Origin of the sequence: Rickettsiella endosymbiont of Miltochrista miniata (assembly GCF_964031245.1) — a bacterium.
Lineage (GTDB): Bacteria > Pseudomonadota > Gammaproteobacteria > Diplorickettsiales > Diplorickettsiaceae > Aquirickettsiella.
Map to the genome: position 1 here is coordinate 1272064 of NZ_OZ035017.1, position 21567 is coordinate 1293630.

Annotated in this window: 10 protein-coding genes; 3 read left to right on the forward strand and 7 right to left on the reverse strand. The window is 35.0% G+C overall.

Features of this window, described 5'->3' with window-relative positions:
- Positions 1-93: 93 nt before the first annotated feature.
- The 4 genes from dnaE to AAHH40_RS05865 all read right to left on the reverse strand — a co-directional run bounded on the left by dnaE (position 94) and on the right by AAHH40_RS05865 (position 17637).
- Positions 94-3618, reverse strand: a complete 3525-nt coding sequence (gene dnaE, locus AAHH40_RS05850) for a DNA polymerase III subunit alpha (RefSeq protein ID WP_342219738.1) — start codon at positions 3616-3618, stop codon at positions 94-96.
- 230 nt (positions 3619-3848) lie between these two features.
- Positions 3849-6293, reverse strand: coding sequence for an ATP-binding protein (locus tag AAHH40_RS05855; RefSeq protein WP_342219739.1), 2445 nt, complete (start codon positions 6291-6293; stop codon positions 3849-3851).
- 32 nt (positions 6294-6325) lie between these two features.
- On the reverse strand, positions 6326-12556 hold the full coding sequence (locus tag AAHH40_RS05860; protein ID WP_342219740.1) for an HAD-IIIC family phosphatase: 6231 nt from the start codon (positions 12554-12556) through the stop codon (positions 6326-6328).
- Between the two features lie 224 nt (positions 12557-12780).
- Positions 12781-17637, reverse strand: a complete 4857-nt coding sequence (locus tag AAHH40_RS05865) for an NAD-glutamate dehydrogenase (RefSeq protein ID WP_342219741.1) — start codon at positions 17635-17637, stop codon at positions 12781-12783.
- 190 nt (positions 17638-17827) lie between these two features.
- On the opposite strand from AAHH40_RS05865, the gene ubiG reads away from it, so the two are divergent.
- A complete protein-coding gene (ubiG, locus tag AAHH40_RS05870; RefSeq protein WP_342219742.1) occupies positions 17828-18532 on the forward strand; it encodes a bifunctional 2-polyprenyl-6-hydroxyphenol methylase/3-demethylubiquinol 3-O-methyltransferase UbiG in 705 nt (234 codons plus the stop codon).
- A gap of 3 nt (positions 18533-18535) precedes the next feature.
- Entirely contained in the window at positions 18536-19231 is a 696-nt protein-coding gene (locus tag AAHH40_RS05875; RefSeq protein ID WP_342219743.1) for an HAD-IA family hydrolase, read from the forward strand.
- Here the strand turns inward: AAHH40_RS05875 and AAHH40_RS05880 are convergent.
- Positions 19205-19876 (reverse strand): hypothetical protein, encoded by a 672-nt coding sequence (locus AAHH40_RS05880; RefSeq protein ID WP_342219744.1) that lies wholly within the window; start codon positions 19874-19876, stop codon positions 19205-19207. The two genes, AAHH40_RS05875 and AAHH40_RS05880, sit on opposite strands and share 27 nt — an antisense overlap.
- A gap of 159 nt (positions 19877-20035) precedes the next feature.
- On the opposite strand from AAHH40_RS05880, the gene AAHH40_RS05885 reads away from it, so the two are divergent.
- Positions 20036-20425 carry an acyl-CoA thioesterase gene (locus tag AAHH40_RS05885; protein ID WP_342219745.1) on the forward strand — a complete coding sequence of 130 codons (390 nt, stop codon included), beginning with the start codon at positions 20036-20038 and terminating at the stop codon, positions 20423-20425.
- A 5-nt stretch (positions 20426-20430) separates the two neighbouring features.
- Here the strand turns inward: AAHH40_RS05885 and minE are convergent, their stop codons facing one another.
- Entirely contained in the window at positions 20431-20709 is a 279-nt protein-coding gene (gene minE, locus AAHH40_RS05890) for a cell division topological specificity factor MinE (protein WP_342219746.1), read from the reverse strand.
- Positions 20706-21530 (reverse strand): septum site-determining protein MinD, encoded by an 825-nt coding sequence (gene minD, locus AAHH40_RS05895; RefSeq protein ID WP_342219747.1) that lies wholly within the window; start codon positions 21528-21530, stop codon positions 20706-20708. The genes minE and minD overlap by 4 nt, the downstream gene beginning before the upstream one ends.
- Positions 21531-21567: the final 37 nt, after the last annotated feature.

Sequence of the window (21567 nt, forward strand, 5' to 3'; positions counted from 1 at the left end):
CGCAATGACGAGTAAGCCATTATCCGATCACGCTTAAATTCTTCTTTTGCTAAGCGCTTTTCGCAAAACGCCTAATTCTCTGTATTATTAAAATTAATATTGAATACTAATAGATTCTTCACCAAAGCTTTCCCGTAAAGCCTTCAATAAATCATCAGCGGGCTTCACTCTCCAATTATTTCCCAAACTCAAATAAACTTCTGTACTTAGTTCAGGATGATAATAAGCGATACGGGTTGGACATAGTCCTGGACAAAAATTGATCATTAATTTTTGTAAACCATCAAGTAGACTAGGATTAATGACAGGCTGAGATAGCTTAATCGTTAAGTTTTTCGCGTGACTTTCACGTGCTTCAGTGATATCTAAAATTTTTTTCCCTAATATTCGCGTATTACCTGTATACTCATCGCGTTGGATCTCTCCTTCAATGATTAATAGCTTATCTTTATTCAATTTTTCACGATATTTAGCATAGGTATCACTAAACAAGGTTACTTCTAAACGACCACTGGCATCCTCCAAATTAACTACCGCCATACGATCACCGCGTTTAGTCCATAGCGAACGAATAGACAGTACCCAACCTGCAATGGTCATGTGATGACCCGCCTTGGCAGTTAACTCATTTAAAGATGTAGTAATAAAATACGACAATTCCTTAGCATAATTTTCTAAGGGATGACCACTTAAGTAAAACCCTAAGACTTCTTTTTCAGCCTGTAAGCGTTGCAATTTTGGCCAATCATCATGATTCACCATTTGACTTGACTGAGAAACCATATCTAGACCAAAAAAATCTTGTTGGCCAGAAAGTTTCGCCAAAGATTTCTGATCAGCTGCTTGTAAAGCGGCTTCTATATTGGCCAAAAGACTCGCTCTGTTTAAACCAAAACCATCTAAGCTACCTGAAAAGATCAAGGCTTCTAAACTTCGACGATTTATTTTTTGCAAATCGACACGATGACATAAATCAAATAAATCACTAAATGGATGTTGCCGACGTTGTTCTATGAGCATTTCTATTGCTCCAGCACCTAAACCTTTAAGAGCACCCAAACCATAGCGTATCGAGCCTGTAGTATCATCTACGGTAAATTTATAGTCGCTATGATTGATATCGGGTGGCAATATATTCAATTTCATCAAACGACATTCTTCAAGAAAGGTGACTACCTTTTCGGTATGATCCATATCGGATGATAATACTGCCGCCATAAATTCCGCGGGATAATGTGTCTTTAACCATGCTGTTTGATAAGAAACTAAAGCATATGCCGCGGAATGTGATTTATTGAATCCATAGTCTGCAAATTTTTCCATTAAATCAAAGATTTGATTCGCTAAACGAGACTCTATGCTTTTCTGTTCTGCACCCTTAATAAAAATCGTTCTTTGTTGCGCCATCTCCTCTGCTTTCTTTTTCCCCATAGCACGACGCAATAAATCAGCTGCCCCTAAAGTATAACCTGCTAGTACTTGTGCAATTTGCATCACTTGTTCTTGATACAAAATTATTCCATACGTAGGACTTAATATCGGCTCTAAAAAAGGGTGATCATACTGAACCTGTGCACGTCCATGTTTACGATTAATAAAGTCATCAACCATACCCGACTGCAAAGGCCCTGGTCGAAATAAAGCAACTAAAGCAATAATTTCATCAAAACTATCTGGACCTAATCGTTTAACAAGATCTCGCATTCCTCGAGACTCTAATTGAAATACCGCGGTAGTTTTACAAGCTTTTAATAGCGCAAAGGTATTCACATCATCTATGGGGATGGCTGTGATATCTAGTAAAGATTCTCCTGGTGGTTTTTTTGCATTAATTGCTTGTACAGCCCAATCAATGATAGTCAACGTCCGCAAGCCCAGAAAATCAAATTTAACTAAACCAACTTTTTCAATATCATCTTTATCAAATTGGGTAATGCAGTGTATTCCCCCTGGCTCACAATAGAGCGGCGTAAAATCAGTCAGTTTGGAAGGTGCAATCACCACCCCACCCGCATGTTTACCGACGTTACGCACCAGTCCTTCCAATTTCTTCGCTAAATCGATTAATACTTTTATTTCATCCTCGTTTGCATAACGATGTTTGAGTTCATCTTCTTGATCGAGCGCTTTTTCGAGTGTAATACCTAACTCAAAAGGAATTAACTTGGCAATTTTATCCACCATGCCATAGGGATAACCTAGAACACGTCCCACATCTCTGACTACCGCGCGGGCAGCCATACTTCCATAGGTTATAATTTGAGAAACCGCATCACGCCCATAACGTTCTGTTACATAATCAATAACCCTATCCCGTCCTTCCATGCAGAAATCAATATCGAAATCCGGCATAGAAATACGTTCTGGATTTAAAAAACGTTCGAAAAGTAAGTCATATTGCAGAGGATCTAAACCAGTAATTTGCAATGCATAGGCTACTAAAGAACCCGCTCCTGAACCTCTACCAGGCCCGACAGGTATTTGATTTTTCTTGGCCCAACGAATAAAGTCCGCCACAATAAGAAAGTAACTTGCAAAACCCATGGAATTGATCACTTTGAGCTCCGAATGCAATCGCTCAAAATAAATTTTTTCAACTTCATCAGAATTAGCACACAGTTTCTTCGTGTCTTCCTTTTCAGTGGTTGTTACTAACTTGCACTCGATATTCTTGGGTTGAGATAAACGAAAAGTTTTAGCGCGTTTCTCTAGACATTGCACCAAACCCTGCTTGGCTTCTTCTATCAAGAAATTTTCTGCATTCATTTCTGCCGGAATAGGAAAATTAGGCAAAAAAGATGCCTCTAATTCAATTTCTAAATTACAACGCTTGGCAATTTCCACTGAATTGGTCAATGCCGATGGAATATCGGCAAATAAAGCCACCATTTCTTCTATAGAACGCAGGTATTGCTGATCGGTATAAATCTTGGGCCGCTTAGGGTCATTTAAGGTATAGCCACTATTAATGCAGACTCTAGCTTCATGTGCGTCGAAATCTTCAGCAGCAATGAAGCAAACTTCATTGGTAGCAACCACTGGTACACTATATTCTTTTGCTAGTTCTACAGCCGACCCGATGTATTCTTCCTCTAAGGATCTGCCTAAACGTTGCAGCTGCAAATAAAAACGATTAGGGAATAACCTTAGCCAAGACTGTAATACTTCGGCTGCTAATGGCTTATTATTTTTCATTAAACAAGATGCAATATCACCTTCTCTTGCTCCTGATAATGCAATTAAGCCATCAGAATAATTTGCAAACCAATTTTTTTGGAGAACTGGCCTGCCTTCCTGTTGGTTTTCCAAGTAGGCACGCGAAATTAATTGAATTAAGTTTCGATAACCAAGTTGATTTTGACAAAGTAAGATTAATTGAAATGCTTGATCGGGAAATTGGTCATTCTTTATCCGACATTCAGCTCCCACTATAGGTTTAATGCCTTTTTTAATCGCCGCCTGGTAAAATTTGATTGTTGCAAATAAATTAGATAGATCTGTCACCGCAATAGCTGGCATCGATAACTCGTCAGCTTTAGCAACTAGCTTATCAATACGAACCAAACCATCACTCAAAGAGTATTCTGTATGTAAATGCAGGTGGATAAAGGATGGCATATACGCTTCGCACTCGAATTTTGTCTGTGTTGCCGCTCAATTCGCAATCCTCATGCATATTAAACACTCCGGTTGCTTCATTCTCACGGCGCCTTTGCCAAAAATCCAATTGCTGTGAGTAAACTAGATATGAGCCGCAGAAACCTTGTATTTTGCCATAGTTAATTTGAAAAGAAAGCTTTAATAAATTTCTAGTGTTCTGCAAGAAAAATTACCGGCGGTCCTAAGCCCTAAGACTCCAGTGCTTTATAGGTTTCTTTTAAGCTATAGATTAAATACGAATACAGTGTGTCTAATTGTTGAGTTTGACCTGTTAAATAGCAGCGTAAAAAATTTTTACATACATAATTTAATCTGACTGCGCCTGCATAACAGGCTCCGCCCTTTATTTTATGCACTATGTTTTCAATGGTTTCCCAATCTTTTACCTGATAGGTCTTTTCAAGCTCTTGGAGATGTCCCGGGATAGATTGTTTGAACATTTCAATAATTTCATTAAACAAATCTATATTTCCACTCAAATTTTGGAGACTAATGGTTTTATCATATATAGGATATGAATTTATAATATCGAGTAAATTGGCTTTTTCTATGGTTAAGTTATTTTCCTCAACATATTCATGTTTAGTAGGCTTTGATTGTTTTAGCGCGGGATTAAATTCAATCACATTGATTTTTTTATCTTGAAAATACTTATCTAATTTTTTTATTTTTTCTTTAGTCAAAGGTTTTAGCCAAATTTCATTGATGCCCGCCGCTAAACATTCTTCTTTAAATTTTCCCTCTCCATGCGCCGTTAAGGTAATAATTGGAGTCAACGGTTTTTGGTTAATACGTTCCCAATAACGATATAACACGGCAATTTCATTGCCACTAAGTCCAGGCAAACCCAAATCGGCAATGATTAAATCAAACTTATGATTTTTTGCAAACGGTAAAGCTTCTTGCATGGTAGATACTACCGTCAGATTGTATCCAGCCTGCGTCAGCAGCTCTTGAGAGAATTTAATTGTTAAAAGATCATCTTCTATCAACAAAATGTGTTTTTTAATGGGTTTTTTTGGAAGTTGCACCTGTTCCGATTGCAGCTTTTTTGCTTCAACTAATTTATTGGTTTCCAAAAAGACAAAAGGTTCAGAGTTTTTATTTTTAAATTTTATAAGTTTATTTTTTTTGGCCAAATTCATAAATAAGGTAAAAGTAAAGCTTGTTCCAACACCAATTTCGCTTTTTACTTGTATCTCACCACCTAATAAATTAATAAATTTTTTCACAATATGAAGGCCGACACCATATCCTTGAGTTTGATCAGTATTTGCAAAACTAGGAGTTATTCGAAAGAAAGGGTCAAACACAGACGTCAATTTATCGGCGGGAATCCCTATTCCTGTATCACAGATGGTAAATTCAATATACACGCCATCTACTTGTTGTGGTAATGATTCTAATTCTTTAATGGTTACAACCACTGTGCCCTTCTCAGTAAATTTAATCGCGTTAGTCGCTAAATTGAGTAAAATACGTTCGAGCTTATTTTGATCACTTACTATGTTTTCTGTGATAGAAACATCTAAATTAACCTGCAATGTAAGTCCTTTAGTTTTTACTGATGGCAATAATAAATCCTTTAAAGATTCTACTAAATCCTGCAAAGAAAAACTATTTACCTTAAGCTGGGCTTCGTTTGCATTTTCTAAAGAAGCAACATCAAGTACATTATTAAGCAAATTTAATAACTGCTGGCTAGCTTTATGCATTAAACCCAAGTCGTTTTTATTTTCCACTATTTTTAAACGTTCCTCAAGTAACTGCGATAAACCAATGATGCCTGTTAAAGGCGTTCGGATATCATGGCTCATATTCGCAAGAAACTCAGTTTTAGCTTGATTAGCCGCATCGGCTAATAATTTCGATTTTTTTAATTTTTTTTGAGTATTTTTAAGCTCGGTAATATCAATTGAGACTCCTAGGACACCAATTATTTTTTCAAATTTTCCCCTTAAAGGTGATTTTTGGGTCAAGAAAATATGCATACTATCATCGGATAACTTAGCTCTTTCTTCAAAACTTACCATTTGATTATTTTGCATCACAAAACGGTCATTTTCTTGTATCCTTTCTGCTTGATCTTTCCAAGAAAAATCAAAATCTGTCTTGCCGATAACCGCTTTTGAATCAGAAAAACCAGTTAGCTCGGTATGTAATTTACTCCCACCCAAAATTACGCTATTGGTATCTTTCCAATAGAGACTGGCCGGAACATTTTCAATGATGTTATTTAAATAAATAGTTAGCTTTTCATTTTCTTCCCATAAATATTGGTTAAAATCCTTGAGAGATGGGTTAATTTCACTAAAGATAGTGATCGATTCTTTTTTGGATGTAATTGAAACACATTGAATTAATACAGAATCCCCATGATCATTCGAAACTTTATGATAAATAGCAGAAAAACTCTTACCTTTATTTTTAATACTTTTGTTAAATAAATCGTTAGCTATTCTTAAATAATCACTCACAAAAATATTTGATATCGGCTTATCAATCAATTCTGCTAAAGAACCAATATTTAATAAAGAGAAAAAATGTAGATTACCTCCTACAAAAAGCTTTTTTTTACTATCCAGCCAGTAGACCGAAAAAGGTAATGCATCTAAAATAATTTGAAGCTTCATATATAAATTCCTAAAAAATAATATCCTTAAGTTTATTGTTTGAATCTTTGTTGTGAAAAAGTAGGTTCAAAATTATTTTCAGCTAGAGGATGATAAAAAAGCATAGAGCTATTACTCCTGCTTTTACTACTACATTTTTTAGAATCTATTTTTTGAGTAATTTCTTTTATATGGTCAGAGAAAGATTGGGATAAAGAATTATTATCTGAATTTTCCAATAAATCAAAATGAGATGCTGGAATTGCAATTTTTTTAAATAATTTTTCATTCGAAAATTTCTTCACAAAATTATCCGGGTCCTGTTTGTTCATATCCGAAAACTTATCATCTAAATTTGTAGCTTTAAATAAGGTTACGTACGTTAAGTTAAGTTGCTCGGGTGTAAATTCAAACCCAATTTCTTGATGATGTTCACATAATTTTTTCAAATCAACCATTATTTTAGCTGAACTCCCAACATTTGCTTTATCTCTTTGCTTCGCACAATGGGCTAATACGTCTTTAATTAATTTATCTTTGGTTGTCTGTCTTGCGCATGAAACGACCCATGTATCCAACAACACTACTTCAAATAAATAATTATTTTCGGATTGAGTCTCAAATAGTTTAGCGATTTCCAACGCTAATAAACCCCCAAAAGAAAATCCCACGATAACTATAGGTCTTTGCAATGTTTTAGTAATGTCATAATAGTAATTTCTCGCCATCTGTTCCATACTTAGTAACTTTAACCCCCTGTTATCTAGGAATGGATCTTCGATACCATAGCAAGAATTACCAAATGTAACCTTTTCAAGTAACTTATTAAAGCAACTTATGCCTCCTCCCGCAGGATGGATAAATACTATGGCTGGTAAGCTGCCATTACCATTTTTTAATAAACGAAGTACCGTTTTTTTTATATTGTCCTTGGGTTTTTTGATTAAATTAGTCAAGAGGGCAACCGTTGGATTCTCATATAAATCACTAGGACGCAAATTAATTTCTTTAAATGTATTATTAATTTTGTTAACTAATGATACCGCTTGAATAGAGCTACAACCCCAAGCAAAAAAATCAGCTTCTATATCATTTGGAAAATAAGACAACTCTGCTTTAAATACTTTTAATAACTTTTTCTCATTCCCTACTATTTCTTTAGAAAAATTATTATCATTTGTCTTTAATTGATATTCTTCAAGCCATTTTACATCTAATTTTCCATTAGCATTCGTCTTAAAAATATCCACTTGGCAGTAAAAGACCGGAATCATATAAGAAGATATGCTTTCTTTTAGAAAATTACGAACCTCTTGGTTAGTAGGCTTAGTAGCATTTTCATGCAAGATATAAAAAGCAATTAATTGGTTAAACCCATCTAATTTTTTAATGATAATTTCAGCTTGTTTAATCGCCGGGTGCTTCGATAAATTTTTTCTAACTTCTTCCAAAGAAACAAGATTTCCATTGATTTTAATTTGTTGTTTATTTGCTCGACCCACAAACATTATTTGATGATATTTTGAATCAAATTTGACTAAGTCACCTGTTAGAAATTTTCTTAGTTCTGGGTTACCAATAAATCGTTCTTTTTCTAACTCTGGTAAGTTTAAATAACTTCCCACACCATCTCCAGATATTAATAATTCGCCTATAGCACCGATTGGAGCTAAGCCTCCTAATGAAGTTAATATTTTTAATGTCGTGTTATTAATAGGAATCCCAATCGGAGATGTAACAAAATTTTTAAGTGTCTGTTTATGAAAAGTATAGGTCAATGCAAAAATACTTGTCTCGGTAGGGCCATATCCATTGATAATGAGAGGAGATTTTTCGAATTCTAAAATTTTTGCGATGCTGTCTTTATAAACGACATCTCCTCCAACCATTAAATATTTTAAACTGTTAAACAAATCCGATTTAATATTGGCATGTATATTGAATAACCCTGCTGTTAACCACATATGAGTAATCTTTTCATCAGTTAGCTTACTTTGTAATGAGTCAGTATTTAAGATAGTTTCTTTATCAAAAAGAACTAAACAAGCCCCATTATTCCAAGCAAGCCAACACTCGAGCTGCGCGGCATCAAAGGCTTGGTTTGCGGTTTGTGCTACTTTATCCTCAGGCAAAACCTTTACAAACCCTGATGATTCCACAACCCGGAAGATTCCTTTTTCCCGCAGTATAACCCCTTTCGGCTTTCCAGTAGAACCAGATGTATATAGTATACAGAATCTATCTTCCCTTGTTTTAATCAACGGAGGGAGATCTCTATCCAAACTAGCACATTCAGCAAAATGAATAGGAATTAATGTGCGTGCTTGAAAATCTGTATCAAACAAACCTTTGGTTGCATTATCTACGATAAAAAATTTAATGTTGGCGTCTTCAATAATGGATTTTAGACGATCATAGGGATCTTCTTTGGAAAGTGGAATAAAAACAGCTCCTATTTTTAATATCGCCAATTCAGCTATAAAAAATAAATGATTTGCTTCTAAATAAATCCCAACAAAATCTCCTGATTTTACGCCTTTTACAATTAAAACATGTGCTAAATTCGTTGATTGTTGATCCACCGCTTTGTAACTAAGACGTATCTCACCGTAACAGAGGGCATGATTATTAAGAGGAGAATTTTTAACTATCTGTTGAAATTTTTTTACTAGATTATCGTCTTCAGCATAATTAAGTTTCGGACCTTTACCTAAGGTAATTAATTGCTCGCGTTCTTCATCACAAACAACGGAAATATCATGTAACCTTTGATTAGGATTTCCGCAAACATTTTGAATAAGATGAAGAAAGTTGTTAGCAATATTTTTTATAAAATCTTCAGTATATTTGGCTTCAGCATATTCAAAAGTGAAAGTATATATTCCCCGAACTTCCTGTATAAACATAGTCAAAGGGCTAAATCGACAATGCTCTCTTAGATCTAATATACTAGATTTAGGCACAACTAATTCAGCAGTTTCATCTTTTAATACAAGTTTAGGAATCTCATTGCTTTGAAAAACAACAGCAACATTTTGAGATGTATTATGAAGAATAAACTTCTGGATTTCTGATGAAGAGAAATCTTGAAATTTAATTCCAGTAATAAGATTTTTATGATTTTCAACAATAAATTCACAGAAGGTTTTGTTTGCTTTTAAATCAAATGCATGGATGAGTAAATTTACAAAAAAACCTGGCGTATCCAGAAAAAGCGCCTCCCTTCCCGAAGTAGCTGTAGTAATAGGTATCCTTTCATTATATGTATAGTTAGCTACTAAAATACTAAACAAACTAATTATCACACTATAAACAGTCACTCCATTTTTACTAGCAAGCGCATTTAATGATTCAGAATCTTGTTGAGAAAGTTCAAAGGGATATCGATTGGCCTTTAGTTCGGTAATTGATTTAAAATTCAAAACAATTTCCTTATCAGAGGGGATTTCTACTGCACCTTCGCATATCGAAAGATGTTGAGACCAAAATTGTCTAGCTTCGAGTTGATAATTTTCATTATAAATTTTATCATTTTGGTAGGTTATAAAGTTCTGATAGGATAAAGGTTTCGCTAATTCTAAGGAGATTGATTTCAATTCTGCATTATAAAATTTAGACAAGGTCTCTAAACATAGATTCAATGAGAACGCATCAAAAATACAATGATGAATATGAAACAAAATATAGTATTTTTTATCATTTTCAAAAATGAAAATTCTAATAAGCTCATTAGAATTAATCATAGCCAAAGGTTCGCTTGTTTTTTTTCGAATTATATCCATTAACTCAAATTCACCGTTTATTTTTTCACCATAAAAGTGAATTTTTCTTTTTTCTGGTGGTAAAACGGATTTATTTAAATGACCATCAACAATCGAATAATAAAAACCAAAAACGTCGTAAAATTGAATCATTCTTTCATAAGCATTCTTAAAAAGATCAGAATTTAACTCGTAAGCCAAAAAACAGGCTAGCATATGGAACCTAGAGCTACTTTTCACACCTTCGCTTTGCTCAGCAGAAAAAATTCTTTCCTCCTGTGCGGAAATTTTCAAACAAGTTGGATTAAGTTCCGCTAATGAAGGTTCTTTATCAAAAACAATCTGTTTGCCTTTTTGTTGATTAATATACTCTAACAAAACTGACGCGGTCGTTTCTGGACTAAGTAACACATTCATATCTACTTTCACACCTAGGTTTTTATATATACTTCCGCTTAAGCAAGTCAGTTCTAGTGATTTTAATCCTAAACAAAGCAAGGGAGTATCTAGTGGAATATCAAATATTTTTTCACTCTTTTCTTGACCCGTCATCAGAAACTTTATTTGATCAATCAACATTTGAGTTAAATCATTAGTTTTTTGACATCCCGTCATAAATTTTTCTACTAAATATTGAATATTTCCTGCTTCATTTTGTAGATCAGGTAAATATAATTTGGCATTCCCTAAGTCCTTGTAATTTATTAATCTTTGGTTTGCAATATTATTATTCACTGCATTTAATTCTATCGTATTACGCATCAGTAAATATGGATCTAATTGAATTAAAGAATTAACAGAAAATTCAAAAATAATTTCTTTACCCATGGCTTTATTAAAATCGACAGGTAAAATACCAATTCTTTTAAAAAAATAAAAAAGAAAAGATTGGATCGATGGAGTTTTCTTGGCATTTTTTAATAAAAACCTTACTACAGAATATTTGTTAGTTTCTTGGCACAGAATATCTATAAAGCTTTCGGCTAGTTTATTTACTTCTGTTTTTTTAAATTTAAATTTAATTTTATCTAATTTTTTCGATTCTGCATAAATAGCAATTTGCTTCGCAAGGACATACTCAACCTCTAATCCGGTATTTCTACAGCTCAGAAAAAATCCATTCACTAATAAATAGTCGCTATAACTTTTACAAACGGCTAAAGCAGTTAAATCGCCCCGAATTAAATCCTCATCTTCTCCAACTTTTTTATCTACAGAATTTGGTTTATTTTGTATCGTAGCAATAAAACAATCTATTTGATCACTTTTAATCAAACTTTCTAAATTCCATTCCTTTTCAGGATTTTCGGAAAAAGGAAATAAATTAAATTGATTAGTTCTTTTTGGTATTTGCTCAACTCTTGCTAGTATTTCAGCTTCACTTTCTTTATTTACTTTACTAATAACTAAACGCTGTTTCTCTCGTTTAGCTTTAAGACTTTCGATAGGATCCTTAATTTGAGAGAAATACGGCTTCAAAGCCTCTTCTTGTTGAATTAATTTCAACCTATCTTTATCTGTTTGTGTAATGGATAAGTATTCATTAATATCGAATGACCAGATTTTATTAAATTCATCGATTGTTTGCGGCATCAGTACACAAAAAATCTCTGGCAAGTTTTGGCTTACTTCATCAATTTCTCTTTCTGAGTCATCAATAAACATAGCATTTTTCGCATTAGCGAGCTTTAATTCATTCAGGATCGCTTTGATATTGCTAGATTTAGCATCTCGATTAATTTTTTTAATCGCCACATCAGACCTTTTTAATATCATTTCTTCTTTAAGAGAAAAAACGCTGTTTACAGTTTCTTCTTCGTTTTTACTACATAAACAAATAAATACTCCATTTTCTTTTTGCTCAACTAAAAATTTTTGTAAGTCACGATTATGTTCTTCAATTTTTACATTTTTTGGCCCAATATCGCCTGCTACTCCTGTCCATAAGGTATTATCACAATCTACTACTATAACTTTATAGGGTTGTTGTTTAATGCAATGCAACTTTCTAGCTATTAAACAAGCCAACCCAACATAAAATTCAAAGATATAAGGAATACGGGTCTCATATTCCACCTTGTTATCAAAATCAGAAAATGCGTAATGCTGGTAAATATCTAACTGTGATAAGGTATGAATTTTATTAGTCTGCATTTCTTCCAAAAAGTAATTTTCTAAATCTTTAAATTCTTTATCATAAAAATGATCTGGACTTGGACATAATGTAACTATGAGTGATTGTTTTTTAATTTTTTTTAATTCAATAATTTGTTTAACAAGTTTACTTAGGTTTTCTTTTAAATCGGACTCATTTATTTTTTTATTATCATCAGCAAGATCAACTAATCTGAACAAAATGGTAATAGTTTGATTTTTTTCTTCACTTGAGTGTAATTGCGTCAGCCATATCGGTAAATTCGTATCGGTATATTTTATATCTACTGTCTCTGAGCTAAAATCTTTAAGTAAATATTGAAGAGGTTTTTGAAGATAATCCGAAGTAAATGTAGAAAGAATTAACATTTTTTTTATTCCATTTTTGTTGTAAGAATTCACACAAGGTAAATTATATTACCATTTTAAACATATTAAAAGTATTTAAAAAATAAAGTTTTTGATGAGTTAAATTTAGGATAAATATTTAAATTTTATTATTTAATTAAAATTTTTTATATTTATATCTAAATAGAGAATAATTTTTTAAAAAAATTATTTTGGAAAGAACGATTAAAGTAACAAACTATTGTCTAGTTTGTTACTTTAGAAACATTAGCGGCATCAACCATACTGACTAATTCTCGAATCACCACTGAAAACATCATTAATTTTAATTCACCCGTACTACGTAAATCCGCTAAAAATTGTTCCCAGCGTTTAATAAAATCTTGATTGTCTGCTTCCCATTGTTCCAAGCAGATTTCATTATTACCCATTTTATCAACAACACATTGTAAAATAATGACGGTCAAATGACGTTGTTGAGTGTCTAGATCATCCAATAAGATCACTCTAGCTAAATTATCCCATAAAGTTTCAATCGTTATCTTCATAATTTGGGATCGCAGCCAAGTAAAACCAAACTTTTCGCCTACCATAAAATATAGTTCGGCTACATCTTGTAAGGCCAAATTATTTTTCTGGGCTGCATCAATAATATCTAATAAGGCATATTCATGATCCACATTGGCAATACGCTTAGCTATATCTTCAGATATACCTGCTTCGATAAGTCCCTGGACATTTCTTTCCCATTGTTCACGTTCTTCGCCTATGAGTAAATTAGGTAAGTTTTTATTCAACTCAACAATAGACTGTTTAAATCGATCGACCATCCCTAAAATATCGGTTAATTGTTCTTTATAATTATAGATAAACCACCGAGTTGCGCGTCTTATTAAGCGGTTAAATTGACGCATAATAGCGTAACGAGTGGTAGGTGCTACCTCATCACTTAAATTTTCTGCCAATCCGATCAATTCAGAAAAGCCAAACACGTGATGTGCAATTGCATAAGCGCGTGCAATAGAAGCGATATCTGCACCAATTTCGGTCTTTAAACGGAAAACAAATGTAATGCCCATATCATTGACCATGGCATTACTAATCTTAGTCGCAATAATTTCGCGACGTAAGCTATGTTGCTGCATAAACTTAGAGAAACGACCGCGCAAGGGTTTTGGAAATGCAGACTCCAAAACACGCTTTAAATAGTCTTCTTCTAACGAATGCTTTTCCAGTAATTCAGCCTTTACCCACATTTTTGTATAGGCAAGTAATACGGCAATTTCCGGACTCGTTAATCCTTTACCTAAAGCTTTCCTTTCCAATAAGGCCTTTTCATCCGGAAGAAATTCTAATGCCCGATCTAATTTACCGTGCCGTTCTAATTCTTGAATATAACGACGATGAAACTCTAATTCTTGCTGAGCATGCATCGCCGCTAAACTAATAGTACGAGTTTGACAATAATTATCATAAAGAACCAGTTTGGCAATTTCATCGGTCATTTCTGCTAATAATGCATTCCGTTGTTCAAGAGTCATTTCGCCCGCAGCTACGACTGCATTCAATAAAATCTTACAATTAACCTCATGGTCCGAACAATCTACCCCGGCCGAGTTATCAATAAAGTCCGTATAAATTAATCCACCATTTAAAGCATATTCAACTCGACCTAGTTGCGTTAAACCCAGATTGCCTCCTTCAGCCACAATCCGACAACGTAATTCTTTGGCATCAATACGCAAGCTATCGTTAGTTCTATCACCGACATCTGCATTTCTTTCGCTCGATGCCTTAACGTAAGTACCGATACCGCCATTCCATAATAAATCTACACTGGCTTTTAATATGGCTCGAATTAATCCATCAGGCGCAATGGAATCTTGATTAATATCTAGCAATTTTTTAATTTCATTAGACAATACGATAGATTTTTGTGAACGTAAAAAAATACCACCGCCCTTAGAAATCAAGCTAGCATTATAATCTTGCCAGGTAGAACGAGGTAAATTAAATAATCGTTTTCGTTCTTGAAAACTTTTTTCAGCATCTGGATTAGGATCGATAAATATGTGCATATGATTAAATGCTGCGACTAGCTTAATGTGATGAGAGAGTAGCATTCCATTACCAAAAACATCGCCTGACATGTCGCCAATACCTACCACGGTAAAATCATCTTTATCTGGATTTAAACCTAATGCTCTACAATGCCTTCTAACAGACTCCCATGCCCCGCGCGCAGTAATCCCCATTTTTTTGTGGTCATAACCTACACTGCCACCCGAAGCAAATGCATCTCCTAGCCAAAAGTTATATTCAGCAGCAATAGCATTGGCAATATCAGAAAAACTTGCCGTACCTTTATCAGCCGCGACGACTAAATAAGGATCTTCTTCATCGTATCGCACCACATCCTTGGGGTGTATAACCACATTATTTTGCAAATTATCGGTTAAATCTAATAAGCCACGCATAAAAGTTTGATAGCAGAGGATCACTTCATTCATCACTGCTTCACGATCGGCATTTTCTGGTAATTGCTTACAAACAAAACCACCTTTGGCACCCGCAGGAACTATCACTGCATTTTTTACCTGCTGAGCCTTCATTAAACCTAATATTTCAGTCCGAAAATCTTCTCTTCGATCTGACCAACGTATACCACCACGGGCAACCTTCGCAGCCCGCAAATGAACTGCCTCAACACGCGGGGAATATACAAAAATTTCATACATAGGCCTTGGCAGCGGTAAATCCATAATTTGACTAGGATTTAATTTAAGTGCCAACCAGGGCTTAGGGTTGTTTTCGTGATCGGTCTGATAATAATTAGTTCGTAAAGTAGCCCGTATGACTTCAAATAAGTTTCGCAAAATGCGATCCTCGTCTAGGCTGACAACTGCATCCAAAGCGGACTGTAAACTTTTTTCCAGACTAGCCGTCACGCTACCAGACTCATCTTGGCGACTAGGATCAAAATAATATTTGAATAGTTTAACTAAAATTTTAGCAATACCTGCATTACGCGATACCACTGTTTCTACGTAAGTTTGGCTAAATGGCACGCCGATTTGACGGAGATATTTGGTATAAGCTCTTAATATTGAAACCTCTCGCCAAGTTAATTGACCCGCTAATATTAAGCGATTAAAACCATCGTTTTCGACTTCCCCAGACCATATCTTGCTAAACGCTTCTTGAAAAATTTCTTTTACCTGTGAAACATCTACATCATCAATATTAACCGGTTTTACGCCAAAATCATTAATCCAAATGCGATGACCATCGGGTAAGGTAATTTCTTGTGGCCACTCGTCCATAACCCTTAAGCCCATATTTTCCAAAACTGGTAAAGCATCAGACAAAATGATGGGTTTGCCTGCTTGGAATAGCTTAAACCTTAATGGAACAACCTTTTCATTTGCAGATGGATAAAAATTCATTTCCAAAGGATGTTCAGACGAGATTCTTTCTAATTGCTCAATATCATGTACGGCTATGTTTGCAGGAAATGTATCGCGATATCCACTTGGAAAAGCGTACATATATTTTTGTAATAGTCGCCCGCCATCTTGTTCGCCATAATATTCGATCAACGCCTGACGTAATTCCTCTTTCCAAGAACGTGCGACTTCAACCAACTGCGCCTCAATTTTTTTAACATCATAGGTTAAATCTTTCTTAGGATCAGTGCGAATTAGAAAATGGATGCGTGCTAGATTAGAATCTCCAAACAGTGTCGAAAAACCAATTTCAATACCAGAAAATTCTCGCACCAAGATCTTTTCCATCTGCCGTTGCAGATCGGTGTTTAGTTGTTCTTTTGGTAGATAAACTAAACAAGAAACAAAGCGTCGATAATTATCTTGCCTAACAAACAAACGTACCGTTCTCTGTTCTTGTATATGTAAAATACCTAACGCCAATTGAGTCAGTTCTTTGACTGAAGCTTGAAATAAATCGTCGCGGGGTAAACTAGATAAAATATCTAGTAATGCTTTTCCAGCATGGCCTTTTAAAGGTAGATTAGAGTTCTGTAAAATTAGTTGTATCTTACGCCGTATTAATGGGATGCTACGTGGATCACTATGATAAACAGTCGAAGTATAAAGACCTATAAAACGTCTTTCTCCAATTAATTCTCCCTGTTCATTAAAACGTTTAACACCAATATAATCAGCATAAACCGATCGATGCACTCTCGATTTGCTATTGGTCTTAGATATGACGAGTACTTGTGGAGAAAAAGCTAAACGACGTGCTTCGGGAGGCAGCTCTGTTAGAGGTTTTTCTTCTTTGCTTTTCGTTTCATCTCTTAATACACCTAAACCTGATTTTTTGATCATGCGCAATGTCTTATGATCTTTACTCAAATCATAATCACGGCAACCTAAAAAAGTAAAATGATCATTCAACAACCAAGCCAAAAAATCTTTAGATTCCGTAACATCTTCAGGATCATAAGGCGGGGAATTTTGCTCCAGTTCCTTTAAACAACTTTGCATTCTGGATCGCATTTCGGGCCAATCGTTTACAACTAAACTAACCTGCTCTAATACCTTTTCCAGCTTTTTAGCCAGCTTACTAAGAATTTCACTATTCGCTTCTTTATCAATTTCTAAGTAAATTAAGGCTTCAGTTTGTTTGTCTGCTATTGCATCGTAGGGTAAAACTTCTATTACTTTCCCCTGTTTATCGCGACGTAATTTTATATTACCAAAATGAATATTGAAAAAAATATTAAACCCTTGCCGATTGATCTCCATTCGAGTGGAATCCACTAAGAAAGGCTTATCCTCGGCAACGATTTGAACAATACTATATCTGCTTTCCCAACCATCTTTTTCAAAGCTAGGATTATAAACGCGAATCTTTGCTTGACCAGGCAAACGTTGGTAAATAAGGCTCCAATGAGAAGCAAGTGCCGCCGCAAGATTTTCTGCGGAACGACTTTCCAAGGTTTCTAAATCGGTATGGGCGTAATACTGCTGGGCAAAAGTAGTAAATAACTTAGATTGCTCTTTTGGCACTTTTTGTAGTGCAAATCTTAAAATTTTATCTATGATCGATTTATAAACACGGTTAGCAAGGTTGTTCATATTGAACTATAAGATTGAGTGATAACAAATTCCCCATACTAGTTGGCGAGCTATCCTAAAATCCATCACTCCTGTTTATATACTCTTTTCGCACTTGAGTACAACCAATAGACACATTATGAGGGGTCAAGTAAACTAGCACATTGTAATACGCTCCCTGCAAAAAACCAATGAAAACAATCTAATTTTTATGTCAGCTTCTAATAGCGATTCAGCAGAAATCAACAAATTTACACTTATGGCCGAGCAATGGTGGGATAGTGAGGGCATATGCAAGCCCTTACATATCATCAACCCTCTACGCCTAGAATTTATGATGGCACAACAAGCTCTAAAAGGTCAAAAAATAATCGATATCGGTTGTGGGGGAGGAATATTAACCGAAGCAACGGCTAAAGTAGGTGCACAGGTCACTGGTATCGATAAAAGTGATGCCCTTATAGAAGTGGCAAAAAAACATGCCGAAGAAAATCAACTCTCGATCGAATATTACCTCAGTGATGCAGAATCATACGCTAAAAAACATAGTCAGTCCTTTGATGTCGTGTGCTGCATGGAACTATTGGAACATGTTCCTGATCCCAGCTCGCTCATACAAGCTTGTAGTGACTTAGCTAAGCCAGGCGCTAATATTTTTTTCTCAACTATTAACCGTAATCCACGTTCTTACTTATTAGCTATACTCGGTGCGGAATATTTCTTAAAACTTTTGCCTCGAGGGACACATGATTATAAAAAATTTATTCGCCCCTCTGAATTAGCTACTGCAGCCCGACAAGCTAATTTGGTGCTGCAAAAGTTTCAAGGTATCTACTATAATCCTCTAACCCAATATTATGCCTTAGGAAAAGATATCCGAGTCAATTATCTTGCCGCTTTTAAAAAACGGTCTTAAGTCATGCCATTCTCAATATTAAAGCACGCAAAAATTGGTGGCGTACTTTTTGACCTCGACGGAACCTTATTGGATACCGCTGCTGACTTAACGGCTGCCCTCAATCACGTTTTAATCTCACAACAAGCAAAACCTTTATCTGTTAATGACGTTCGTCCGGCAATATCTTCCGGAGTAGCTGGTTTATTAAAGCTGGGGCTGCGGATCGACACACAAGATCCAATTTTCCCTAGCTTGCGCAAACAATTCCTCGACTATTATGCCAAACATATTTGTGTGCACACTCATTTATTTCCAGGTGTAGAAACTTTAATTAATTACTTACAAGAAGAAAAATGGCCATGGGGTATTGTCACTAATAAATCTGCTATTTTAACTGAGCAATTAATAAAGAAATTCCCATTACTTAATAAAGCTAAATGCATTATCGCCGGAGATACACTCCAATATAGTAAACCTCATCCTCAGCCCTTATTGCATGCCTGCAAATGTATCGCTTGTCTTCCCGAACAGGGCGTTTATGTGGGTGATGCTAAGCGTGATATTGAAGCCGCTAATGCCGCCGGTATGTATAGTCTCATTGCATTATACGGTTACATCAATAGTGAAGATGATGTTAATAAGTGGGCCGCCACTGCCAAGATTTCCTCACCACTCGATATTATTGAATACTTAGGTCAATTTCATTCCCGGCGGTAATAAATTTTTATGACATTCATCATCGATCTGGTTTGATAAAGTGTTGTTTGTTAATGCCAAAGGAGACACGCTTAACAGTTTGCCCCGCTTAGGCGAAACAGTATCGTTTTCTAATAAAGCCCTCTTTTTTGCTTTTGTTGCGCTCAATATAGAAAAAAAAGGCCTAATAACTGAAGGTTGCCATTCACTTTCTTTTTCTAATAACAAAGAATTTTGTTGCTTTTTCTCTTTTTTTTCATCATTAATCAGTAGAAGTAAATCTTTGGTTTCATCACTTTTTAAATCTAGTAACACTTGCAAATGTTCTTGATAAACACTTTTAGGAAAAGACTCAACATGTTTTAACATACATTTATAAATAGTTAATGGTTTGAAGCTAAATGCCTCCGGTAATTCAACCATTAATGCAAAAATATCTGTTTCCAAAAATCCTGTTACGTCCCTAATATCAATAACAGGTAGACTTGCGGTTTTTTTTAATCCTTCTAATTGCTTGAAATGATCACTAAGATCCTCGTCACTGTCAACTTTTAATCTTTCTAAGTCTTTTTCTAACTTAAGCAACAATTCACTAAATTGTTCATTTAAGGTTGTTTCTTCATCAGAACTACTTATTTCTTCATAGATATTTGTATCATTAACCATAAGTTTTCTAAAAATTATAATAATATGGAAATAGAACTTATTTAATTTTATTATTAAAATTAAATAAGAGCTGAGTATATTTTAAGATGAAAAAAAATCAATAAGCACTCTACTAAGAATTTTTTGCTATACTTAAACTTTTCATTTCCGAGTATAGAGATGACGACTAATTTGCTAGAACCTACCTTACGGGTTAAAACCAGACCTAATGATGCTAATAAAGCAGGTGATATTTTTGGTGGTTGGTTGATGTCACAAATTGATATTGCCGGGGCAATTGCTGCAGCGCAACGCGCGAAGGGACCGGTTGTTACGGTTGCTGTCAAAGAATTAAAATTCTTACAACCTTTATTTATTTATGATATTGCAAGCTTTTATACCAAAATTATTGCGGTAGGTAAAACTTCAGTAACTATTGAAGTCGAGGTCTACGCAGAACGTTACCAAGAGGGCGTGAATGAATCTACGCAAATCAAAGTTTCAGAAGCAAGTCTGGTTTATGTGGCTGTATCAAAACCTGGAGAAAAACGTTTAATTCCCGACGAATGATGCGACTAAGCATCACTACCTATAGATATTTCTGCATTAGGTAGTGTTATATTTAATTCTAATATTGAACAGTTTCCAGTTCTTTCCAACTCAACTTTTACTTGGTCTTGATCAATATCAACATATTTGGCGATGACTTCAATCAATTCCTGCTGTAATTTCGGTAAAAAGTCAGAATTATTATCGGTTCTACGTTCATGAGATACAATAATCTGTAAACGTTCTTTAGCAAGCGTCGCGGTATTTTTAGGTTTATTCCTAAAAATATAATTTAATAAGCTCATGTCGCTACCTCCTCACGGCCAAAGAGACGGCGTAACAAACCTTTCTTTTCTAATTTAATAAACTTAAAAGGTATTTCTTCGCCTAATAAACGAGAAACTGCATCCGCATAAGCCTGATGCGCATCGCTTTCTCCGTTCAATGTAACTGGAACACCTGCATTAGAAGCGCGTAATACCGCTTGCGATTCTGGAATAACACTCAATAGAGGGATAGATAGGATATCCAATACATCATCCACGCTAAGCATATCGCCTCTTTCTACACGTGTTAAAGAATAGCGTGTCAAGAGTAAGTGCTTTTTCACTGGTTCAAGACCTAGTTCAGCCCGCCTCGATTTACTATCTAGGATTCCTAGCATTCTATCGGAATCTCTGACAGAAGAAACTTCTGGGTTACTAACGACAATAGCAGTATCAGCAAAATACATGGCTAAGGTTGCACCGCGTTCTATTCCAGCAGGTGAATCACACAGAATATAATCAAACTCTTTTTTGAGTTCTTCTAAAACTTTTTCCACACCTTCTTTGGTCAAGGCATCTTTATCACGAGTTTGTGAAGCAGGTAAAATATAAAGATTCTCAAGCCTTTTATCCTTAATCAAAGCTTGTTTAATATTCGCTTCGCCGCGAATTACATTCACAAAATCAAAAACAACGCGTCTCTCGCAACCCATAATCAGATCGAGGTTACGCAAACCAATATCAAAATCAATAACGACTGTTTTATATTTGCGGGAGGCAAGACCTGCCGCCATTGCAGCACTACTTGTCGTTTTACCGACACCACCCTTTCCAGATGTAATAACAATAATTTCAGCCAAGGGTTGCTCCTATTATCAATTTAAAGAATGTTGTAGC